This window comes from Planococcus daihaiensis (assembly GCF_049262615.1).
Lineage (GTDB): Bacteria > Bacillota > Bacilli > Bacillales_A > Planococcaceae > Planococcus.
The window spans coordinates 625978-648422 of the sequence record NZ_CP175504.1 but is presented as its reverse complement, the minus strand read 5'-3'; the positions used below and the strand labels follow the sequence as shown (position 1 = coordinate 648422).

Annotated in this window: 21 protein-coding genes; 15 read left to right on the top strand and 6 right to left on the bottom strand. The window is 43.9% G+C overall.

Translation table 11 applies throughout. The features are described 5' to 3' along the window. Positions 1-29: 29 nt before the first annotated feature. On the bottom strand, positions 30-911 hold the full coding sequence (uvsE, locus tag DHX103_RS03185; RefSeq protein WP_422123829.1) for a UV DNA damage repair endonuclease UvsE: 882 nt from the start codon (positions 909-911) through the stop codon (positions 30-32). Positions 912-1006: 95 nt separating this feature from the next. Here uvsE and DHX103_RS03180 point away from each other — a divergent pair, with 95 nt between their 5' ends. Next, a complete protein-coding gene (locus tag DHX103_RS03180) occupies positions 1007-1492 on the top strand; it encodes an SRPBCC domain-containing protein (protein ID WP_422123828.1) in 486 nt (161 codons plus the stop codon). Between the two features lie 49 nt (positions 1493-1541). Here DHX103_RS03180 and DHX103_RS03175 read toward each other — a convergent pair whose 3' ends face one another. Then, complete coding sequence (locus DHX103_RS03175) at positions 1542-2300, bottom strand: NRDE family protein (RefSeq protein WP_422123827.1); 759 nt, start codon at positions 2298-2300, stop codon at positions 1542-1544. A gap of 291 nt (positions 2301-2591) precedes the next feature. Between DHX103_RS03175 and DHX103_RS03170 the strand changes: the two genes are divergently transcribed. From DHX103_RS03170 to DHX103_RS03105, 14 genes are all read left to right on the top strand, one after another. Then, entirely contained in the window at positions 2592-4256 is a 1665-nt protein-coding gene (locus DHX103_RS03170; RefSeq protein ID WP_422123826.1) for an EAL domain-containing protein, read from the top strand. 123 nt (positions 4257-4379) lie between these two features. Then, the gene (locus tag DHX103_RS03165; protein WP_422123825.1) at positions 4380-6047 is read left to right on the top strand and encodes a diguanylate cyclase domain-containing protein; all 1668 of its coding nucleotides are present in this window, start codon (positions 4380-4382) and stop codon (positions 6045-6047) included. Positions 6048-6507: 460 nt separating this feature from the next. Further along, positions 6508-9624, top strand: a complete 3117-nt coding sequence (locus DHX103_RS03160; protein WP_422123824.1) for an ATP-binding protein — start codon at positions 6508-6510, stop codon at positions 9622-9624. A gap of 12 nt (positions 9625-9636) precedes the next feature. Next, positions 9637-10332 carry a response regulator transcription factor gene (locus tag DHX103_RS03155; RefSeq protein ID WP_422123823.1) on the top strand — a complete coding sequence of 232 codons (696 nt, stop codon included), beginning with the start codon at positions 9637-9639 and terminating at the stop codon, positions 10330-10332. 205 nt (positions 10333-10537) lie between these two features. Next, positions 10538-10960: a DUF4870 domain-containing protein gene (locus DHX103_RS03150; RefSeq protein ID WP_422123822.1), complete on the top strand. Its 423-nt coding sequence runs from the start codon at positions 10538-10540 to the stop codon at positions 10958-10960. A gap of 99 nt (positions 10961-11059) precedes the next feature. Next, complete coding sequence (locus DHX103_RS03145) at positions 11060-12922, top strand: polysaccharide biosynthesis protein (RefSeq protein ID WP_422123821.1); 1863 nt, start codon at positions 11060-11062, stop codon at positions 12920-12922. A gap of 137 nt (positions 12923-13059) precedes the next feature. Continuing rightward, positions 13060-14259, top strand: a complete 1200-nt coding sequence (locus DHX103_RS03140) for a DegT/DnrJ/EryC1/StrS family aminotransferase (RefSeq protein ID WP_422123820.1) — start codon at positions 13060-13062, stop codon at positions 14257-14259. 170 nt (positions 14260-14429) lie between these two features. After that, positions 14430-15575 carry a YeiH family protein gene (locus DHX103_RS03135; RefSeq protein ID WP_422123819.1) on the top strand — a complete coding sequence of 382 codons (1146 nt, stop codon included), beginning with the start codon at positions 14430-14432 and terminating at the stop codon, positions 15573-15575. 119 nt (positions 15576-15694) lie between these two features. Continuing rightward, entirely contained in the window at positions 15695-16024 is a 330-nt protein-coding gene (locus DHX103_RS03130) for a hypothetical protein (protein WP_422123818.1), read from the top strand. A 134-nt stretch (positions 16025-16158) separates the two neighbouring features. Next, positions 16159-16464, top strand: coding sequence for an antibiotic biosynthesis monooxygenase family protein (locus DHX103_RS03125; protein WP_422123817.1), 306 nt, complete (start codon positions 16159-16161; stop codon positions 16462-16464). After that, on the top strand, positions 16461-16814 hold the full coding sequence (locus DHX103_RS03120; protein ID WP_422123816.1) for a hypothetical protein: 354 nt from the start codon (positions 16461-16463) through the stop codon (positions 16812-16814). Before DHX103_RS03125 ends, DHX103_RS03120 begins: the two co-directional genes overlap by 4 nt. 17 nt (positions 16815-16831) lie before the next feature. After that, on the top strand, positions 16832-17491 hold the full coding sequence (locus DHX103_RS03115; RefSeq protein WP_422123815.1) for a cobalamin B12-binding domain-containing protein: 660 nt from the start codon (positions 16832-16834) through the stop codon (positions 17489-17491). Next, complete coding sequence (locus DHX103_RS03110; protein ID WP_422123814.1) at positions 17466-18233, top strand: STAS domain-containing protein; 768 nt, start codon at positions 17466-17468, stop codon at positions 18231-18233. The genes DHX103_RS03115 and DHX103_RS03110 overlap by 26 nt, the downstream gene beginning before the upstream one ends. A gap of 163 nt (positions 18234-18396) precedes the next feature. Continuing rightward, the gene (locus DHX103_RS03105) at positions 18397-19404 is read left to right on the top strand and encodes an LLM class flavin-dependent oxidoreductase (protein WP_422123813.1); all 1008 of its coding nucleotides are present in this window, start codon (positions 18397-18399) and stop codon (positions 19402-19404) included. 155 nt (positions 19405-19559) lie between these two features. Here the strand turns inward: DHX103_RS03105 and DHX103_RS03100 are convergent, their stop codons facing one another. The 4 genes from DHX103_RS03100 to DHX103_RS03085 form a co-directional block, all read right to left on the bottom strand. After that, positions 19560-19733: a hypothetical protein gene (locus tag DHX103_RS03100; protein ID WP_422123812.1), complete on the bottom strand. Its 174-nt coding sequence runs from the start codon at positions 19731-19733 to the stop codon at positions 19560-19562. A 215-nt stretch (positions 19734-19948) separates the two neighbouring features. Further along, positions 19949-20842 (bottom strand): hypothetical protein, encoded by an 894-nt coding sequence (locus tag DHX103_RS03095; protein WP_422124712.1) that lies wholly within the window; start codon positions 20840-20842, stop codon positions 19949-19951. Between the two features lie 154 nt (positions 20843-20996). Continuing rightward, positions 20997-21719: an amino acid ABC transporter ATP-binding protein gene (locus DHX103_RS03090; protein WP_422123811.1), complete on the bottom strand. Its 723-nt coding sequence runs from the start codon at positions 21717-21719 to the stop codon at positions 20997-20999. Beyond that, complete coding sequence (locus DHX103_RS03085) at positions 21712-22371, bottom strand: amino acid ABC transporter permease (RefSeq protein ID WP_422123810.1); 660 nt, start codon at positions 22369-22371, stop codon at positions 21712-21714. Before DHX103_RS03085 ends, DHX103_RS03090 begins: the two co-directional genes overlap by 8 nt. Positions 22372-22445 lie beyond the last annotated feature (74 nt).

Below are 22445 nucleotides of genomic sequence, written 5' to 3'. Positions count from 1 at the left end.
CTCCTCTACTGCCGGTTTTTCATTTTGGTCTATTTATTGGCTTTTTCATCCAATGATCTTAGAAACGGCAAGACAGACTGTTCCTTTAATTTGGCTTCAAACATGATGTCCGCATCGGTGCCGCCGAGCAATAACAGCAACTCTTCAAAGTCTTTTTCCGATACGAGCTCGTGGTGCCGAAGATCCGTGAAACTTTCTCTGCCGGTGCTGATGTGGATTTTCGGTGTGCCATAACCTTTCCAGGTTGCGAGAATCTCAGCAAAATCAACCGCCGTTCCGTCATTATTGCAATTATGGTGGTGGATATCAAAACAGATGGGCACGCCGCACATTTCATGGATATCCAAAACATCACGTATCGTGAAGGTTTTATCATCATTTTCAAGGCGTACACGGTTACGTACTGTTTCCGGCAATTTCAGATAAGTATCTGCGAACTGTCTTTTAGCCTTTTCCTTATCGCCATAGGCGCCGCCGGTATGGATGATGATGTCGTTGCCGCCCATCAAAGCAATCAGCTTATCGTGGTAAATGAGGTCTTCAATAGCTTTTTCAACCACTTCCGGTCTTGGTGAGTTCAATACGGTATACTGGCCGGGATGAGCCGAAACCCGCATCTGATGAGTTTCGACAATGTCGCGGATCTGACCGGCAATAAACAGGAAATCCGGGTCCTCCCACCAGCTCCAGGTGTTTACCGGATGTGTGGAAAGCGGCACGATCGAGCTGGATGCCCGGTAGAAATAAATATCATTGGCAAGATTCCAATTGATGATATCAAGAGTTGTCTGCATATTTTTCAAAGTTAATTCTTTAATCTTTTCTGCGCCTTCTGCTTGAGCTGTTGCGAGCCGCAACGTTCGAAAAACGCTTTTCAATTCGGTGTTCATGCATGCATATCCTAATCTCATGTGATTCAACTCCCTGAATTTTGTATACCCGGAATTCTGTTACAATATCCGTAGAAGATATTGGAACATTTAAAATTTGAAATGGAGGAATACTGATGCGCGCAGAAATCACACAACAGGATGAAGGCTATATTGCAGTATTTGAACGCGGACTGGCACACGATACGGACAGTGTATGGAACATGCTATCAGACAACAGCCGTTTGCAGCAATGGTTTGATGAATTGCGGATGGGAAAAGCCGCTAAAGGAGGACATCTAATTTTTGATATGGGTGATGGCCAGACGGAGGAGTTGGAAATAACCGATTACGAAGAAGGACGTGTGCTCGCTTTTGAGTGGTGGGATGATCATGTGCGTTTTGAAGTGGAACAGAACAATGGCGACAGCGTATTGCGTCTCGTGGAAACGATCCAGCGCATCACGCCACAGACAGCCAAAGATCTGGCGGGCTGGCATGTCTGCCTGGATGTCATCAAATCGATTCTGGATGATGGCAAGATCAACCGCGACAACGAGTGGCAGCATTGGCACGAGGAATACAAACGGCTGCTCAACAGCATGACAGTGGAATTTGAATAAAATAAAAAAGTATACGACATAAAAGGGAGTGTCCTTTTATGTCGTTTTATTATGACACAGTAAATTGAAATAGCTGCCGGCTGGTAAATTCACCTTGTTCATATATGCGTTCCGCGAAAGTTACATTATTATCATAATCGACCAGCAACACGGTTGCGGAGCGGGTGCCATATTCAGGGGTTTTAATGAACATCGGCGATAGAATGCGTTCAAATTCGAGACCAACGCCCGAAACCGGAAGATGAGGGTCTGCAGCTTGTTCCGAATCCTGCAGCAACTCAAATAATGCATCGGGATCCACTTCGTTTGCACCTTCCAAATAATCTTTTAAACGGTTCTTGCCTTTCACCACTTTTGGCCAGGGGGTATTGAGTAAATGGTTGCTTAATCCGTGAGTGCCGGGCGTGATTTCAATGATATCCTGCTGGAGATTGCTGTAATAAAAAAGTTTATTGAAATCACCGAGCAATACGCTAAACCCTGTATAGTGATCCGGATCAATGGTCTTCAGAAAATCCTCCGGGGCGAAATCAGCAGCTAAATAATCCCTTACCAAGGCACCACGTGAAATTTTACCCGCTTCCGGAAGTGAAGGGTCCCGGTAATTGGTCAATGCGGCAAAACGGCCGTTTTTAGTCACGCCAAGCCAAGTACCCATTTGCAGCAAGTCACGGCCGGCGAGAATGTTTGGCTGATCTTCCCAAAAATGGGCTTCCTCCGCAGGACGACCATAAAATTCATCCCGATTTGCGGCTACGATCAATTTATACTTTTGGTGTTCCCGGTATTGAAAAAGAATCAGACACATGTGCATGGCCTCCTTTTCCTTCTATTATATAGAAGGAATCCTAAGCTTAACAGCTTACAGAATCGTCTCTGATGTTTGGCGATCGCTAAGCTGCTGTTGGAGGCATATCAGTTAAATAACTCTAAAAAATTTTGCGATTTATCCATTTGTTCAGAATAATAACGAAAAATAACTGTTTATTATTGTGTCTTTAGTTATATAATTACTATTCACGCAAGAATTTTAAGGGTTTTATTATTGTAAATCAGTTTTACGACAAGGTACTTGTCGGAGATATAGGAGTGTGCAAAAGTGGAGAGCAAAACGACGCTGTCAGACAAGGGCATCAGATCGATTACAGCCGAGACTGTCCTGGAAAGTATGACAGAAGGTTTTTACTTATTGGATGAGAATTTGAAAATCGATTATATAAATGAAATCGCGGAAAAAGCGATTGGCATAAAGAGACAGGAAGTCATTGGCAGGTGCATTCATACCGTGCTGCCAGAACTAAAAGGAAGCCAGCTTGAGCAGCAATTTAAGTTCTCTTTGGAAACGAAGTCGAGTTTTGAGTTTGAAGAACAATTCGGCAGTTTAAAGACCTGGTTCCATCTTAAGTTGATTCCACTGAAGCGCGGAGGCGTGGCAGTCTACTTTCACAATATAGACAAGCAGAAGAAACTGGAGCAAAAATTAACGGACTATGCCTATCGTGATGATTTGACGGGTTTGCCGAATCGGCGAAAGATGACTGAAATCGCATATGAAATGAAAGAGAAGGAAAAGAAGTTTACTTTTTTTTATATTAATCTGGATAACCTGAAATTTATCAACGCCCTCTATAATTACACCTCGGGTGATAAAGTGGTTATCAGTGTTGCTGAAAGGTTGCAGCGATTGGCGGAAAACCACTGCCATATCGGACGGCTTGAAGGGGACGAATTTATCGTGGTGCGTGAATCGGAACCCGGAGACAGACTGGCTGATTTTGCCGAAGAGCTTTTGAAAATATTCAAGGAACCATTTGTGCTCGCTGATTTTCAGTCTGCATATGTATCGGCAAGTATAGGAATTGCCTGTATCCCCTTTGATACGAAAAGACTGCGGGATCTGGTGACTTTGGCTGAGACAGCCATGTACGAAGCGAAGAAAGAAAAAGGACCCTCGTATGCTTTCTATCGGCCAACGATGAAGGCAAACCGCGAACGCCGGGTAATGATTGAAAGAAGTCTGATGGACAGTTTGGCTGATTCAGGGTTTTATTTCGCAGTGCAACCACAGATATCGGGTGGCGGCAAGAACCTGTCGGGAATTGAAGTGCTGGCAAGATGGAATCATCCGGTACTCGGAGAATTGTCGCCGCTCGAATTTATCGATGTGGCTGAACAATCAGGAAAAATTGCCTATTTGACAACTTATCTGCTTCATGGCGTATTTAAATTGATCAAAGACTGGGAACGGAAATATGGTTGGAATGTCAAGACCGCCATCAATATGACCCCATCCCTATTGGCGAATTCGGTATTCTTTGAAGAGTTTTTCATGTTGCTGGAGCAATACGACATCAAACCAGCACTGATTGAAGTCGAGCTTACGGAACACGCTGAAATGGCATATTCCGATACGACGATGCGAAACTTGGAATTGTGCAGGGACAAGGGCATATCCATTGCCATCGATGATTTCGGCACCGGTTTTTCGATGATTTCCTATCTGACGCAATTTCCAATCAATAAAATTAAAATTGACAGATACTTTATCAGAAAAATAGGACAGGACGCTAAATCCGAAGCCGTATTAAAATCCTTGATCCACCTGGCACAAAGCATTGATTGCGAGCTCTTGGCCGAAGGGGTAGAAAGACCTGAAGAAGTGCGGTTCTTGACCGAAAACTCCTGCACATCCTTTCAGGGCTATTACTACGACAAGCCCCTGAAGATAAAGGATTTTGAAATTAAATACCTGGAAACAATGTGATCCGCAGCGAGTAAAAAAATATAAAAATTTTATGGGACTAAAGATACGTTTTTATTTTTAATCTGATAAACTGTATAAAGGTATGTAAGCGAAGTTCTATACACTGGCAAGGGGGGCAGTTATATGATTCAAGGGGCAGGTACGCTATCTTTTGAAAAAGCATTAATGGATGGGGTACAGGAAATGGTTTTTATCGTCCGAGTTGAAAGAGGTGAATTTTTTTATGAATTCCTGAATCAGTCGGCAATGCAAAAAACGGAATTGAATGAATCAGCAATTGGAAAAACCTTTTTTGATACACAATCATTTGACCTTGCGGATTTGGTTTATTCCCAGTACAAAAAAGCTTTGGAAACGGGGAGGCAAATAGTTTACGAAGACAGCTATTTTGACCCGGAGGGAAATTTTCGCTATTCAAAAACCCGCCTCACGCCAATGCTTGATGATGAGGGCAATTGCACGCATATATTCAGCATCGTCCAGGACATCACCAATGAAGTGGAAGCCAAACAGGAAAGTATGGAAGCATGGAAGAGCCTTGAAGAAAGCCGCTCCTATTATCATTCGCTGTTTGAACAGAATGCGGATGCCATTCTGACACTCGATTTGAACGGTAATATCAGGGGAGCAAATCCTGTGGTGCAAAGCCACAGTGGAATGGCTCTGGGAGAGTTGAGTGGACGCCGAGTACTTGATTTTGTTGTGCCCGAGGACCGGAGAAAAACACTCAAGAATTTTCGGAAGGCGAAAAAAGGAATTTATACGAATTTCCGGATCACCATCAGCCCCAACAAAAGTTCGCGCCTTGGTGTTTTGGTGAAATTTATTCCCATCAAAATACGGGAAGTGACCACCGGCTTTTATTTGATCATTAAAGATATGCGTGAGCTGGATCAAATGGTCGAATTGTATATGGAAAGCGAAAAAAACTTCCGGGTAATTGCAGAAAACGCCTATGACTTGATAATTCTCATCAATCACCGTAAAGAATATTTGTTTATCTCTCCTTCACTGGAAACTATTTTCGGTTTTACTCCGGAAGAATATAAAGGCAAGGAGCCCTTCCATAATGTTCATCCGGAGGACTTAAACGATCTTTACAGCACTTTGAGTACATCGATCAAAAGCGGTGAAATCTGCAAGATGCGCCTCCGTGTTGGCCATAAAAAAGGGGATTGGATCTGGTCGGAATTGCACGGCACCCCGGTTTACGATGACAATGATTGTTACAGCCACATGGTCATGATTGTTCGCGACGTCTCGCTGCAGAAAGATTATGAAACAAAACTTGAGTTTTTCGCTTATCATGATCCCTTGACTGGAATGCCCAATCGCCGTTATTTTCAGGAATCACTGGAAATGGCGTTAGTGGATTACCACAGCAAAGGTAAGGGCTTTGCGGTATTGCTGCTGGATATCGATAAATTCAAAGGAATCAATGATAAATGGGGTCACGAAACAGGTGATGCTGTCATCCGGGAATTCGGCAAACGGCTGCAGGCAGGAATCTGTAAAGGAGATCTGGCTGCACGTTTAGGCGGGGATGAATTCATCATCTTATTACCGGATGCAGAAGTTCCTGAATCGGCGGCAACTGTAGTTGAAAGAATCAGACAAGGGATGATGCAGCCATGGGAATTTGGAAATACTGTGCTGGAAGTAGCTACGAGCATTGGGATGACGATGCCGAAACCTGAATCGACGTTGTCCTCCATCCTGAAGGAAGCTGATAAGGCCATGTATGAAGAAAAGAATTGTAAAAAACACCAGTTTGATGATGACCGTTTGTGAGGCTGCCAGCCTCGCAAACGGTTTTTTTCTGTTAGAATGAAAAATTTATGGGAACAAAGCATTAATTGAATTTTCTGAAATAAAAATTATTCACTTTTATTAAGCTTAATGGTATGATATGCATAATTACAAGACCCACATATTATGAAAAAAATGTAAATATGAATTAAATAAGAACAAAAATACCTTGATTATGGAGGATTTATGTATATTTTTTGATCAAACATGCAATAATTTGATTTTAAAGAAAAAACCATGAATTTAGCATCCAATTGAAATTGAGGTGAAGGAATTGAAGGCTTTTTTAGAAAAATATAAGCCCGTACTGAAAATTGCATCCGCAATTTTGGTGATTTTCCTTCTTATTAATAAAGGTGGAGAGAGTTATACACATTCAGATGGAGACTACATCAAATTAGAGGGAATTGAAAGAGAATATAAAATTGGACCCGAAGTTTCTATGCTTAAGGATAGTGAAGACAAACTGGGAATAGCAGATGTTGCCACCGCTCCTGTAAATTGGAGCTTTATGCCGGTTTCCAAAGATATCATTCACCTGGGGTTTTCTGAAAAAAATCTGTGGATCGAATTTTTTGTTGAAGATGTGGATAACGACATAGAATGGCTGTTGGTGTTGCCTCATCCCTCTGTAAGAGAGGCAACTTTGTATACTTCCTTGGCCACCGGAGGCTATGCGGAAGAAATTGCCAGATCCCATATCTCCTCATCCGGTAGCGGACTTTCAACGAATGATGTTATTTTTGATCTGAATATGCAAAATGCAGATACTTTCTATTTGAATGTGCAAGCAGACGGTCCGCTCCAGTTGCCGATTAGTATCTGGGAAAAATCAGCTTATGAAAATTCCATCACGACGTCACTTGTCGTGATGGGCATACTGTTGGGCATGGCAATGATAATATCTGCCTTTTACATATACCTTTTCTATAGTAAGCGGCAATTGATTTATTTATATTTTCTTCTTTTTGCCCTTTCACTGCTGGGCACAATCAGTGTGATGTCGAATTACAGTGTCATTCAACTGGTTCCTTTCCTAATCCCGGCGAGCCAGCATGTCATGCTGATTGCAATGGGCTTAGCGAATATATTCGGGCTGCTTTATATTGGAGCTATTTTTGAAAAGATGAAAAAGGACACCAAATTAAAGTTGGTTTTCAACTATACGACGCTCGCTGTAATTATAATCATGCTATTTCAATTTATTTCGTTTGCCTTTGCGAGCATTTCCATCTATTTTATTTCGTTCATCACATTAATGAATATATTGTATCTGACTGCCACAAGCAGGAAATATGAACAGCCATATTTAAAATTTCATCTGGTGTCTTTTATTTTTCTGCTGATCAGCCTTGTCCAATACGGAGTATTACACCTCGCATGGGTACCATTGACTGACTATTACGAAACCACATTGACCTTATCAGTTATTGCGGGGATTATTTTCTCGGCAATCGCTCTTGCCGCCAAAGAAAAAGGAAGAGCGGCAGAACTTGTGAAACGCGACAAAAAGACAATGCAAAAATTGCAATTTGAAGTGGAATCGTTAAGGCAGGCTGATGCAAGAAAAAACGAATTGCTGGAAGTTACGTCCCACAGCCTTCGTACCCCATTGTATGGAATGATCGGCATTGCTGAGAAGCTTATGGAAGAAAGCGTGACCCGCTTGAATGAAAATCAAACAAAGCAATTGGATCTCATTGTTAATCACGGTAAAAGATTGGCTCAGAAAATTACCGATATTACAGATTTTTCAAGAATCAAGCAAAATATACTGGATATACACGTAGAACCTGTCAGCATTAATCGGTTGCTCGATGAAGTTCTGGAAGTTTGCCGTCCGCTCCTGAAAGGTACCGAAATCCGTCTTTACGAGACATTGCCGCAGAACTTGCCTGATGCTTTAGCAGACCCTTACCGGACTCAGCAAATTCTTTACAACTTGATTGATAATGCCATTAAACATACAGAACAGGGCGAGATAGTGGTATCTGCAAAAAGATCAGACAATCAACTTGCGATTACAGTCCGCGATACCGGTTGTGGAATTGATGCCGAGAGATTGAAATACCTTTTTGATCCAATGAACCAACGGGAAAATAAAAGCAGCGGGATAGGGCTTCATATCAGTAAACGCCTTATTGAACTGCATGGGGGATGGCTAAAAGCTGAATCGGTCAAAGGTGAAGGAACCACGTTCACTTTTACATTGCCCGTCTACAATGAGGAAATAATCGAGAGCGATAGAGAAGACTACAACATGATTGAAGAAATCAGTATGGAAGAATTAACGGAGTCCTTATCTTCAAGATTGAAAAGCAGCAAGAAAGTAAGGGTTCTGGTGGTTGAAAAAGAACCCATCGATCGAAGCATTTTAATCAGCCAGCTTCAAAAGGAAAATTATACAGCCGTCGGAACGGGAGCGGGCTCAGAAGCTTTGAAAATCATGGAAACCGAGCAAATTGATATTGTCATTCTGGATTGGGATTTGGAAGATATGAGTGGCAATGAGTTGTGCAGGAAAATTCGGCAAAAATTCATATTGACGGAAGTGCCGATATTGATGCTGTCGACAAAAGTGGACGTTAAGGAAAAAATGGATGCTTTTTCTTCAGGCGCCAATGATTACCTGATTAAACCATGTGATAAGGAAGAGTTTTTATTGCGTGTAGACACTTTAGCGAATCTCAGGTCTTTGACACAGGAAATAACGAATATGAATTATGTGCTGGAGCGCAATGTGAAAGAGAAAACAATGGCATTGGAAATTACCAATATGAACCTGATCACAGTCAATGATGAAATCCAGGAAATCGAGAAATCACGCAATGAAATGCTGTCTTCCATTTCCCATGAACTTGGCACGCCCATCACATTGATCCATAGCTATATTCAGGCTGTAAAAGAAAGTCTGATCGATGAAAAGAACCCGCGTTACCTCGATATGATCCATAAAAAACTGGTCCTGCTGGAGCGTTTGACTGAAGATCTGGTTGAGCTCGGCAAATACAAATCCGGTAATATGACCTTGCGATTCGACAGCCTTAACTTTGGAGAATGGCTGGAAAGGTTAATTATAGCCATGGAAGCGGATATCTCACAAAGCGGCCGTATTTTTGAATATATCTATTCAGAGGAGCGAATTGAGGATTGTGGGGATTATTATGTATCCATTGATAATGATCGGATGGATCAGGTGTTTTCAAATGTTTTATGGAATGCCGTCAAAAATACGTCTTCCGTCGACGGCAAAATAACTGTTTCCAGTGAAATCCATCTGATTGCCGAAAACGAACAAGATCCAGAGGATGGTGGGGGTCAAGGGGAAATACTCATCAAAATATCGGATACTGGCTACGGCATACCTGAAGAAGTTTTGCCGCATATCTTTGATCGTTTCTTTAAGATTGATAATAAATCCGAAAAGAAAGGCAGTGGACTTGGATTGGCCATTGCGAAAGAGATTGTTCAGTCCCATAACGGCAGAATTTGGGCTGAAAGCGAAGTGGGAGTCGGCAGTTCATTCTTTATTGCTTTACCTTTGTATAAATCAGGTTGAGGAGGAAAAACTATGTCTGAGGCTACTATACTGATTGTGGAAGATGAAGAAGGCATTCGCGAGCTGATCCATTTATTCCTTGTTAAAAAAGGATATACAGTCATCGATGCAGAAGATGGTTTTCAAGCGATGGATTTAGTGGCCAGAGAAAAAGTGGATTTAATCCTGCTGGATATCGAAATGCCGGGAATGAATGGAATGGAAACTTGTGAACAAATCCGCCAAATTGCAAAAACGCCCATCTTGTTCATCAGTTATTTGAAAGATATGAGTTATAAAATTGATGGATTGGAGGCAGGGGCAGATGATTACATCACCAAGCCCTTTGATTTTAATGAACTGGATGCCCGAATACGAGCATTGTTGCGCAGAGACGGCTGGAAAATGAATGAGGAAAGTAAGCTTGAGGTTTTGAAATACGATGATTTGCATATTCACTTGGATGCCCGGGAACTTTACATCGATGGCGAGCAGGTGAAACTCTTTTATAAGGAATTTCAGTTGCTGTTGCTGCTGGCTCAGAATCCGAACAGGGTGTGGACCGCTGAACAATTATACGACAGAGTCTGGGGCTATTATTCGGAAGGGGAAATACAGACCGTTAAAGTGCATATCAGCAATTTGCGAAAGAAAGTTGAAAAGGATCCCGCAAAGCCCATATACATCCAGACCGTCAGAGGCTTTGGTTATAAATTTGCCAAACAATAATGTGCTTAAGTAAAGTCATTTTTAAAACTCAATCTAAATACCAAAAAAAGCTGATAAGGAACTACTCCTTACCAGCTTTTTTTGGTATTTTTGTAATTATAAACTAATTTTCTAAGTTTTTTGAATTATTAGTCTTTTTAACTTAATTTTAACCTGATTTAATTAGTATTGATATTAATGGATTTAGAATAAAGGAGGAAATAGAATGGTTGAAGATAATTTCAAGTTACCAGAAGAAAAACGACTGCAAAAATTTGAAAGTCAAACTGTCTTCAAACTGAAATCCAGTGATGCAATACGGATACCATCGGGGACTTCACTGGGACTTTCGGAGAATGTTGCAGGTTTGCTCACTTATCTATTTGGCTTTGTATCGGGCTTCATCATGCTCATCGTGGAGCGGGAAAATCGTTTTGTTCGCTATCATGCTCTTCAATCGATATATATTTCAATCGTATTTGCCTGCGCCTATTTATTGTTGGGAATGCTACCGGGAGTCAGCTGGATATCGACTATGATCCTTGCCCCAGCAACTCTCGTCATGTGGATAATCTTAATGTTGAACGCCTATAAAGGCAGGTATTGCAGGGTGCTTTATATTAGTGAATTTGCAAACAAACAATTGTGATACCAAGTTTCACGAATTATTTGCCAATTGAGGGTGGATTCAGTTGGGTTTATATAGGATGCGGAGCTCTAAAATCGGAAGATGAAAGGAGCTATTATATTGAAGATTAAAAAAAGGTATCTTTTATTATCTACATTTGATTCACTGATACTTCTATCATCCATATTTCTCTGTTATTTTTTCCTGTACCCGTATGAAAATGTTTTCAGCAATGAAATTCTATTGATCAGCATGACAACACTTTTCATAGGCTACCATTCATTTGCCTGGCATTACGGGCTCTATAAAAAAATGTGGATTTATGCATCCATAGAAGAGCTGAAGTCAGTTGTCAAAGCGGTTACGTTCACATTATTTGTCACCATGGTGATGCAATTAGCATATTCCGGGCAACTGTACACACGCACACTGATGCTGACGTGGATGCTGTTGATCTTGTTGCTCGGAGCTTCCAGAATCTCGCTGCGCTTATACAATGAATGGTCGCTCCAGCGTAAAACAGTCAATAAAAATCGCACCTTGGTAGTCGGAGCGGGGCAGGCTGGAAGAATGATTGTCAGACAGATGCAGCAAAGTCCGGAATGGGGAAGAAACCCGGTAATTTTTGTAGATGATAAGGAAGATAAATGGGGGCTGGAAGTATATGGACTACCGGTTGTAGGCGGGCTGAAGGATATACCGGAAGTAGTGGTTCCTTACAATATTGATCAGATTGTCATTGCGATTCCATCTCTCACGCGCAACAGCATGGCCGAGCTGACCAAGCTCTGCATTAATACGGGGGTCAAAACACAGACAATACCTCGGATTGAAGACCTGATGCTCGGCAAAGTCACAGTCAACGATATTCGTGATGTGAAAATTGAAGACATATTGGGGAGAGAAGAAGTAAAGCTGGATATGGATGCGATTAAGGAAAAACTCAAAGGCAAGATCATCATGGTTACCGGTGCGGGTGGCTCGATTGGGTCTGAAATCTGTCGGCAGCTCGGTAATTTCAAACCGGCCAGCATCCTGCTGCTGGGCCATGGAGAAAATTCCATTTATACAATTGATAAAGAATTGCGCACTAATCTGCCGACCGGTATCAAGGTGGTGCCAATCATAGCTGATGTGCAGGACCGTAAACGAATTTTCACTATCATCGAACAGTATAAACCGGATGTCATATATCACGCTGCTGCACATAAACATGTTCCTTTAATGGAAGCGAATCCTTTTGAAGCCGTAAAAAATAACATTATCGGCACTAAGAATGTAGCAGAAGCTGCCGATGCATTCGGGATAGGGAAATTTGTGCTGGTTTCGACTGACAAGGCAGTTAATCCCCCAAACATCATGGGGGCAACAAAACGTTTTGCGGAAATGGTTATACAAAATTTAGCGAAAAAGAGCGACACGACTTTTGCTGCTGTCAGATTCGGCAATGTGCTTGGATCGCGCGGCAGTGTGGTGCCATTATTCCGTGAGCAAATAGCGAACGGTGGACCGGTCACGATTACTGACCCAGAAATGACTCGTTATTTCATGACGATTCCAGAGGCTTCCAGGCTGGTAATTCAGGCGGGACTCCTGGCTTCAGGCGGTGAGGTTTTTGTGCTGGATATGGGACAGCCAGTGAAAATCACCGATTTAGCCCGCAATATGATTCGGTTATCAGGTTATGAAGAAAATGAAATCAAGATTCAGTATACAGGTATCCGGCCCGGCGAAAAGCTGTATGAAGAGCTTCTTGATGCCAATGAAATCCAAACAGAAAAGGTTTATCCGAAGATTTACATTGGCAAGGCGACACCGATCAGTGAAATGGAGCTTGCAATGGTTTTAAGCAAATTGCCGGAAATGACGGAAGAAGAAGTGAAGGAAAAACTCCTCGGTCTTGCAAACCGTAAAGCAAAACCGGTCGAAAATGTGAAAGTAGATCTGGAAAAACAATGGAATGCCAATGAAGAATTTGCTTGAGTTCTATATGAGCGGATAGGAAATTAGGGAATTGCTGCAAAGCAACAATATGTGAAATGGGGTGCCAGGATGAAACCAGTAAATATAGCTTCACTTTCCATCGTTTCAATGGCCAATAAGAGAGGTGCATTTTTAATATGAAAATCTTACCATCTACGGAAAGTTTGGATACAGCTCCGACTCCAATTCCGGTAAAGGAAAAATCGAAGATTCTCCTCTCATCGCCACATATGACGGGAAATGAAATGAAGTATATTGAAGACGCATTTCGTTCAAATTGGATTGCACCAATGGGGCCGAATGTCGACAGGTTTGAAAAAGATTTTGCGTCGTATGTTGGAACTAATTCAGCAGCTGCTTTGAGTTCAGGAACTGCAGCCATCCATCTGGCATTGAAACTTATCGGGGTCCAACCGGGGGATAGGGTATTTTGTGCATCCCTTACTTTCATCGCCAGTGCAAATCCGATTTTGTATTTAGCGGCTGAACCAGTATTCATTGATTCTGAAGAAGAAACCTGGAATATGTCACCACAGGCACTTCGCCGCGCGTTGAACGAGGCGCTTTCGGAAAGCGCGCTTCCAAAGGCTGTCATAATCGTTAACCTCTATGGCCAAAGTGCAAAAATGGATGAACTGATGGCAATTTGCAAAGAATATAGAGTTCCTGTCATTGAAGACGCCGCCGAATCCCTGGGATCCCGATATAAAGGAAGGCCAAGCGGTTCAATCGGAAAGTATGGCATCTTCTCATTCAATGGCAACAAGATAATTACTACTTCGGGTGGGGGAATGCTGGTTTCGAATGATGATAAAGCAATACAAAAAGCCCGTTTCCTGTCTTCACAGGCGAAGGACGAAGCCCCGTTCTATAAACACAGTGAAGTGGGCTATAATTATCGATTGAGCAATGTATTGGCCGGGATTGGTCGAGCACAACTGGAAGTGATTGATGATCGGGTGGCTGCGAGGCGCGCCGTATACGAGCGCTACGAAAAAGAATTGGCTGACTTGCCGGCAGTCAGCTTCCAGCCTGAACTTGCAGACAGTTACTCGAATCGCTGGCTGACAGTGTTGCTGTTAGATCCTGCCAAAACGCGAAATACACCTCACCGGTTGAAACGGGCATTGGAGGAAGAAGGGGTTGAGGCGCGCTACGTATGGAAACCATTGCACACGCAGAAGCTATTCGAATCTGCAAGATTCTATCCGCATGAAGGCAAAGTTGCTGTTAGTGAAAAGCTCTTTCGATATGGCTTGTGCCTTCCCTCAGGATCGAATATGTCAGAAGAAGAACAGACAAGAGTGATTCAGGTTATCAGAAAAATGTTCATTTAATTTTTTTCAGCATTTGCTCTTTTGCCGAATTGGATTAAAATAGTAGCTCCGTTTGACCAGGTCGACTAAGACCTGGTTTTATTTGTGTTCCAATCTTATTCAGACCCCACAAACAAGGCATAGATGATATTATATGAAATATAGTAACGACTGGACGAGGAGATTAATGTATGGTAAATCCAGAAACTTTTGCTGAGATAATCTTGAAAAAAATTCCGGGTCTGCTGCTCAGTGCCGGTGTAATGGTCGCTGGAATTTATGCAGCAAGCCAGATTGGCACTTTATTAATTGCGGGAGGCATCATGCCGGAGGGAAGTGCCAGCCCGGTATCCGGAATTTTTACTGCCATCCTGCTTGGAATTGGGATTCGCAATGTGCTCGGGATTCCGGCAGTTTTCGATGACGGCATCGATTTTGTGGTGAAATATGCATTGCGTGCGGGCATCATTCTTCTCGGTTTGCGCCTGAGCTTGAGTGAAGCATTAAAACTGGGAGCCTGGGGCTTGCCGTTGATCGTTGCCTGCATCGCAACCGGCTTGTTCGTGACTTTGTACTTCACCCGCAAACTGAATCAGTCGAACCGGCTGGGCACCTTGATTGCCACCGGCACCGGCATCTGCGGAGTCACCGCTATAATGGCGACAGCACCCGTCATAAAAGCGAAGGAAAACGAAATTTCCTATGCCGTTGCTAATATCACCATTTTCGGATTGATCGGCATGCTGTTCTATCCTTATCTTGCGCACTTCTTTTTTGCGGACAATCCCGTTAAAGCCGGATTATTCCTTGGCACCGCTATTCATGATACGGCCCAGGTCACAGGGGCGGCCTTAATTTATGCGCAAGTGTTCGACGCCAATGAAGTGATCGATGTCGCAACGATAACAAAACTGACCCGCAACGTCTTCATCATTGCGGTCATTCCGTTTCTTTCCTATCTGTTTTTCCATAACAGCAAAGGAAAAGGCAGTGGAAGTGAATTGCCAAAATGGTACAAGCTGTTTCCGCTTTTCATTCTCGGATTTCTGCTGCTGTCGCTGCTGCGCTCAGTGGGAGATGCAACGGCTGCATCCAGCGGCCAGGCATTCGGCTTGCTGTCACCCGGAGCGTGGGCGGAGTTCCACAGTTTCTGGAGTTCCTTTGGCTCCACCTATATGCTGGGCCTTGCCATGGCGGGGGTCGGATTATCGACGAATCTGCGGGTGTTTAAAGGGATGGGAATCACACCATTTTATATCGGGTTGATAGCGGCGGTTTCTGTCGGCTCGGTCAGTTTGCTGCTGATTGCGCTGTTCGGAGATTTGGTAGCGGTTTAAGTGGGAGCGAAGTGTGCAGGTACAGCTTTTGAGCATTCGTTCGGCTTGCTGGATACGATATCTGCGTTTTCTGAAACTCTTCGAAGGGTATAGCTGGAAGAGACGAGGAGGAGATTTTCATGGAAATTCAAGCTGGACGGGATTTGTTAAAAGATGATTATGGCAATTATTATATTGTCTCAAACGTGGCAGGAGATTCCCTGACAATCATTAATGCGGCGTTATATTATGCGTTTAACCAAACTATCGATGAAGAGTTCGTTACGAAGGCCCGTGAACTCTACCCGAATGAAGTCGCATGCGGCAAATATTTTGCGGACCAGGTCATGCAGCATATTGAAGAATTGGAAGGTCCAGATTCTGCCGGTTCCATTTATCCAATCGAAGAAGTGAAAAACCACTATGATCTTCATGTAAAACCGATTTATGACGACTCTTTTCATATGTAAAATGTGAGCGGCCATTAATGTGGAGGCCTTTTTTGGGGAGGCAATTAAACTGGCATACCCGGCTCTTTCTTTAAGTTCGGGTGCCTCAATGTTATAATTATTTAATCGAAATTAGAATGGAGGATTACCATAAAATGTATATTGTAACTTCTACAGTGGTGGTGTCTCCGGAAAAAACGAATGAAGTGATTGGCATTTACCAGAAACGATCACGAAGAGTGGATGCGAATGAAGGCTTTCTTTCATTCAAGCTGATCCAAAATACTAAAAAGAAAAATGAACTGACTGTCCACATGGAATGGGAATCCAAAGGGGCATACCTTGCCTGGGCACGAAGCCAGGAATTCAAGGAGATCCATGATATGGAGAAGAATTATCCTGATCAGGAACTTGCCGGGATCATTCCGACAGTCCGCCAATATGAGGTAGTTGCCGAATGAAAATCGAGACAAAGCAATTGATTGCCGCTGAAACGGCAAAGAGTATATATGCGGCATACCCGGATTTATGGGAACGTTTCGGGGAAAAAGGTTTTATTCACACCGAAAAAGATAATCATCATCATCTGGACCATTTGGAAACGGCTTTTGCCATGGAGGATGAGGCGATTTTTCTGGATTACACTAAATGGCTGGAATCGGTATTGCGAAGCCGCGGCATTGAAACAAACTTGATCGTCGATAATTTTGAGCGATTGATGGATATATTGCCGGGCAAAGTGACAGCAGATGAAGAAAATTTCATGAACACTTGCTTAGAAAAAGCGAATGTATTATTGAAGCAGGCATGAGCAAGAAGGAGGTTGGCATGACATTACAACCAAGAGAACTGGCAGAAATGTTTTTGGCTGGTGAAGATGAAAGAGCTATGGAAGTTGTCCTCGGGTATTTGGAGAATCATTCGCATAATGAGCTTTACCACGATTTGGTGACGCCAGCGATGTATTTGATCGGTGATTGGTGGCAGGAAAATATCATTTCAGTGGCAGATGAGCATTTAGCAACAGCGATTTGTGATTTTGTTGTTTCCGCTGCGGAATTGAAGCGCAAGTCAAAAAAAGGCGAAGCACGCAAAGTCATGATACTGGGCCCGGAAGGGGAAGACCATTATATCGGCCTGAAAATGGTTGCATCCTTATTCAAGGATCACGGCTGGCAGGTGCAATATATGGGTCCCAACCTCCCACTGGATGCGGCACTCGAATCAGCTCGGCGTTGGAAGCCTGATGTGGTGGCCATGTCAGCAGCGCTTGCCTACCGGCTGCCGGCGTTAAAAACTTACTCTGAGGCGTTCCAGAAACTCGATTTTCCACCTACTGTCATTATCGGAGGACGAGCTGTTGCAACTGCGGACATGATGAAACTCCGCACTGAAGGTACCTTGGTGGTAAAAGATTTGCCACAATTAAAAAACTGGCTGAATACCGGAAAGGAAGCAGAAAATGACATCAATATCTCCATTGGATAGCTTGCCGTTGCCAACTTTTCAATTGAATAGTGAGTTGGAAATTGTTGGCGCTTCTGAAACAGCACATTCCATGTTTGGCAAAGCCAAGTCTTTTCTGGAACTCCTTGACGCAGGAAGCGTGTCAAAAGCGCGGGATTTTCTTCAAACTTCCAACTTTTCCGGACCGGTTGAATTGAACTTTAAAAACAGCGATGGCAGCTCAAAGCTTTGTGATCTTCATTGCCGATGGCACAGTGAATTTGTTCTGAATGTCATCGCTGTTCCGAAGGATGATAACGTCTCGAAGATTGCTGCTCAGCTTTCAAGCCTGCGCAACCGGTTGAACGATACGAATTATGATCTTCTGCTTGAAAAGGAGCGAGCGGATAAATTGCTGCAGCGGGTGAGTGAGTTATCGGCACCGACGATTGAACTTGGTAATGGGCATTTGTTGATACCGCTTTTCGGAGATCTGGATTCAGCAAAAATTGAATCGATCCGTGACCAGATTTTGCGTGATGTTTATGAAACACAAGCCGAAACAGTGATTCTTGACCTTACTGCAATGGGCAATATCAGCCCGGAAGGTATGAGCTACCTGAATTCACTGCTCCAGACTTTTAAAATTATGGGGATCAGCAATATCATTACCGGTGTGAATCCGGATCACGCGAAGCATTTGCATGCATTGCGCGCCACAATTGGGATGCGTTTTGAAGCGTCGCTCGCCAAAGTTCTGTCAGAGCGCCGGCTGATAATTTAAGTAACCTTCCATATAGAACATGATGAAAAAGCCGGAGCAAAAAAGCTCTGGCTTTTATTTTTTTACCAAACCTTTTTACGACAGTAATATTTTCTGTGAGCTGAAAGGATGCCTGATTCTGGGAAATTCGCTACAATTATTGTGAGAAGGAGTGAAATGTATTATGGTAATAAAGAAATTTAACAATATACCACTAGCAGTGCTGGATTTGGCGCCGATCAACGAGGGAGCCGAAACAGCACAGGCATTTAAAAATAGCGTGGACCTTGCACAACATGTCGAGCAACACGGATTCAGCCGTTTCTGGCTTGCGGAGCATCATAATATGCCGGGAATCGGAAGTTCAGCAACTTCGGTACTGATCGGCCATATTGCCGGCCATACGGAATCGATCCGCGTAGGATCGGGTGGCGTCATGCTGCCGAACCATGCACCGCTTGTCATTGCGGAGCAGTTCGGCACGTTGGAAACAATTTACCCGGGGCGCATCGATCTTGGCCTTGGCCGTGCGCCGGGCAGCGATCAGGGCACTTCCTACGCGCTGCGCCGCACTTTGGGCACGACAGGCGATGAATTCCCGCAACTTGTCGCGGAATTGGAAAATTATTTTTCACCGAACCCGGCAGGCCGTGTGCAAGCTTATCCAGGAACGGACTTGAAAATTCCGATTTGGCTGCTGGGTTCAAGTGGATTCAGTGCACAGCTGGCAGCGCAAAAAGGGTTGCCGTTTTCATTTGCCAGCCATTTTGCGCCGGATTATATGATGCAGGCACTGCAATTGTATCACCAAAACTTCAAGCCATCGAAAGCGCTCGATAAGCCTTACGCGATGCTTGGCGTCAACATCATTGCCGCGGACACGCAGGAACGAGCGGAATGGCTTGCCACTTCGCAACAGCAGCAAATGTTCAGCTTGATGCGCGGCGAACCAACCACTTTCCATGCGCCGATCGATAAGATTGAAGATGTGTGGTCACCGCGTGAAATACAGATCTACCGCGAAAAAATGGCTTCCGAATCGACGATTGTCGGAACACCTGACGTGGTCCGTGAGAAACTGACGGCGTTCATCAACAAAACAAGAGCTGACGAAATCATCGTCAACTCCCAGATTTTCCACCACGAAGACCGTTTGCGTTCTTACGAAATCGTAGCGGATATGATGGAGTAAAAAACAAGTGCCGATTCTTAAATCGAGAGTTGTACTAAAGCAGCAACTTTTTCAATAACGCGCGAAACCCCCGCATAATGCGGGGGTTTCTTTTTTAGGGAAATTTATGCCAAATGAATGCAGAGGACTTTCAATTGGTTTTTTTGATTCATTTGTTAATGAAGCTTTTTCTCTTTGTCTCTTTTGCGTTTCATTTCAGCTAGGGCCTCAATTTCTTCATCGGTCGGCACGTAATCAGGAGCCCCTTCACCGATCATATTCAACGCAGCATAATAGTCCTCGTCCATTAGGCGTTCGAGTTCCCTTAAATCAATATCTTTGCGTTCCATAACCATCAGCCTCCTTCTGAGATAAGATATTGCACCAGCCGAAGAAGAGTATCCTGTTACCTTGATTATACTGATTTTTCAGTTTATTTAAAGTAGAATGACTCACATTTAATGAAGAAAAATTCCATGAAATAAAAAATGAACTGAATGCCAATTGCCGGCGCTTTTAGAAAGCACCTCCATTTGGAGTTCAGTTCAAAATCATCCAGCTTCTATTATTCCTGGGACGCTTCCGCATTCAGCAGCATCGTTTCGAAATAGAGGAATGGCGATGTTGCATGCCATTCAGCGGACGTTAGATCAGCTGTTCGTTCATCGATGGTGCCGTAAGCAAGCTGCGTACGCGGGTCATCGGTGATCGGCAGTTTGACGAGAGGGCCATCCGGTGTCAGCCAGTTCAACTGCTGGTAACGGTTGTCGAGAGCAAACTCGATCCATTCATCTTCCGCTTCCTCGTTCTCAAAGAAGGGGTCGTCCGCAATCATCACCCAAGTATGAAGATAATGCTTTGGCGACAGCCAAAAACTTTTCTCCATCATGCCTTCTTCGATGGTGAAATTCGGATTTTCCGTCCGGAGTTCATGAGCCTGGCCATCTTCGCCTTGTGGGATGATGCGGGACACATATAAATTGCCTTGCAGGTAATGCTTGCCGCCAGCTGCGATTGTGCCAAATGGATTGCTGGTCGGGTCTTCGCCAAAAACGTCATCTGCTTCACTTGAAACAGGCCGCGGATTCCAGGATTTTATCTCCGGATCTTCAAGTCCGTGATGGATCAATGTGATTGCGACTGGCAGCCAGCCGGAATTATGCAATTCATCAAAAAGGATGGTCACGCCATTTTCCAATGTGCGTTCGGTCATCGTATAAGTGCCGATGTCCAACCCGACAAAAGTCATATTGCGGACGGCTGTTTTGTCCGTAGTTTCTTCAGTAATTTCAGGCGCGCCAAGTGTCACGAACGTCGGCTTCTTAATCGCAAGGGTGACGCCGTCTTCATCATAGATCGTTTCTTCATTCGTCAGGAACATCACAGCCGTGAAAATGATCAGGGCTATAAAAAACACGACGAAAAACAGGATTATCAATTTTCTGAACAAAATTTCCACCTCGTATTTCATTTAAACGCATTGCCGTAATTATATCATGGCAATGAACACTGTGGGGCCCACAGATATGAGCAAGGGATGAACGTTCGGCCAATAAAAACCCAGTGGAAGGAAATTATCCACTGGGTTGAATGTTTTATATAGATGGCGGTCATTACAGAACTTTCTCCAAAAAGCCCCGCGCGCGGTCTGTTTTGGGATTGGCGAAAAAGTCTGCCGGTGTTCCTTCTTCAACGAGACTGCCGTGGTCCAGAAATATGACGCGGTCTGCGACTTCACGGGCAAAGCCCATTTCATGAGTGACGACGACCATCGTCATACCGGACTTCGCAAGGTCTTTCATAACATCCAGCACTTCCTTGACCATTTCGGGGTCGAGTGCGGAAGTCGGTTCATCGAACAGCAGCAGCTCCGGCTCCATTGCCAGGGCGCGGGCAATGGCAACGCGTTGCTTCTGCCCGCCCGACAAACTGGAAGGGTAGGCCGCCGCTTTATCGGACAAGCCGACTTTAGCCAACAATAACTTGGCCTGCTCATTAGCATCTGCCCGTTTCAAACCTTTCACTTTGATCGGCGCATAAGTCAGATTTTCCAGCACCGTCAAATGAGGGAACAGATGGAAATGCTGGAACACCATGCCGATCTGCTGGCGGCTCTTGTCAATGTTTGCCCCTTTCGCAGTCAAATCGATGTCATTGATCTCTATGGTACCGGCGCTTGGCTGTTCCAAAAAATTCAGGCACCGCAGAAACGTCGACTTGCCGGAACCGGATGGGCCGATGATTGATACGACTTCGCCTTGTTTGATGGTTGTAGAAATATCATTCAGCACCAGGTTGGAACCGAATTTTTTATAAAGATTCTGCACTTTAATCACTTAACTTCAGCCTCCGTTCAAACATTCTGCCAATCACAGTCAGCACCATGACCATGCACCAATAGATGAATCCGACGAACAGGAGCGGTTCGAAATTCCGGAACAGGTCCGAGCCGACCACTTGTGCCCGGCGCATCAGATCGAGGTAACCGATGGTCGACACGATGGCGGATTCTTTTGTCAACGTGATAAATTCATTCATCAGAGCTGGCAATATATTTTTCAGCGCCTGCGGCAGAATGATATCTTTCATCATCGCGCGGTAGGGAATGCCGAGCGCTTGTGCCGCTTCCATCTGTCCTTTGTCGACCGCCTGGATGCCGGCGCGGATGATTTCAGAAATATAAGCCGAGGAATTCAAGCCGAATGCGAGCACTGCGGACATGAACGGGTTGATGTCATAACCGGTCAACTGCGGAATCGAATAGTAAATGATCATCAGCTGCAGGATCAGCGGCGTGCCGCGAAAGATCGAGGTATAAGCGTCAGCGAACCAGCGCAGCCCTTTGGTTTTGCCAATTTTGAACAGTGCGAGCACCGTTCCGAGAATCGAACCGAGTATGATGGCGACAAAAACAAATTGAATCGTCGTCCAGATTCCTTTCAGCATAAACGGTATGTAGGGGACTATTTGAGAAAAATCGAGGTTCATGGAAGCCAGCTCTTTTCTGTTTACAGATTTTGATAAATAAAATCAGGGGAGAAGTATCCCCTGATTCAGATTGG

Bases quoted from the DNA above. Each gene is read 5' to 3' on its own strand.
- DHX103_RS03150 (WP_422123822.1), top strand. From the start codon at position 10,538: ATGGTTGAAGATAATTTCAAGTTACCAGAAGAAAAACGACTGCAAAAA.
- DHX103_RS03175 (WP_422123827.1), bottom strand. From the start codon at position 2,300: ATGTGTCTGATTCTTTTTCAATACCGGGAACACCAAAAGTATAAATTG.
- DHX103_RS03140 (WP_422123820.1), top strand. From the start codon at position 13,060: ATGAAAATCTTACCATCTACGGAAAGTTTGGATACAGCTCCGACTCCA.
- DHX103_RS03105 (WP_422123813.1), top strand. From the start codon at position 18,397: ATGGTAATAAAGAAATTTAACAATATACCACTAGCAGTGCTGGATTTG.
- DHX103_RS03115 (WP_422123815.1), top strand. From the start codon at position 16,832: ATGACATTACAACCAAGAGAACTGGCAGAAATGTTTTTGGCTGGTGAA.
- DHX103_RS03180 (WP_422123828.1), top strand. From the start codon at position 1,007: ATGCGCGCAGAAATCACACAACAGGATGAAGGCTATATTGCAGTATTT.
- DHX103_RS03100 (WP_422123812.1), bottom strand. From the start codon at position 19,733: ATGGAACGCAAAGATATTGATTTAAGGGAACTCGAACGCCTAATGGAC.
- DHX103_RS03120 (WP_422123816.1), top strand. From the start codon at position 16,461: ATGAAAATCGAGACAAAGCAATTGATTGCCGCTGAAACGGCAAAGAGT.
- DHX103_RS03130 (WP_422123818.1), top strand. From the start codon at position 15,695: ATGGAAATTCAAGCTGGACGGGATTTGTTAAAAGATGATTATGGCAAT.
- DHX103_RS03160 (WP_422123824.1), top strand. From the start codon at position 6,508: ATGCTTAAGGATAGTGAAGACAAACTGGGAATAGCAGATGTTGCCACC.
- DHX103_RS03085 (WP_422123810.1), bottom strand. From the start codon at position 22,371: ATGAACCTCGATTTTTCTCAAATAGTCCCCTACATACCGTTTATGCTG.
- DHX103_RS03125 (WP_422123817.1), top strand. From the start codon at position 16,159: ATGTATATTGTAACTTCTACAGTGGTGGTGTCTCCGGAAAAAACGAAT.
- DHX103_RS03155 (WP_422123823.1), top strand. From the start codon at position 9,637: ATGTCTGAGGCTACTATACTGATTGTGGAAGATGAAGAAGGCATTCGC.
- DHX103_RS03110 (WP_422123814.1), top strand. From the start codon at position 17,466: ATGACATCAATATCTCCATTGGATAGCTTGCCGTTGCCAACTTTTCAA.
- DHX103_RS03135 (WP_422123819.1), top strand. From the start codon at position 14,430: ATGGTAAATCCAGAAACTTTTGCTGAGATAATCTTGAAAAAAATTCCG.
- DHX103_RS03165 (WP_422123825.1), top strand. From the start codon at position 4,380: ATGATTCAAGGGGCAGGTACGCTATCTTTTGAAAAAGCATTAATGGAT.
- uvsE (WP_422123829.1), bottom strand. From the start codon at position 911: ATGAGATTAGGATATGCATGCATGAACACCGAATTGAAAAGCGTTTTT.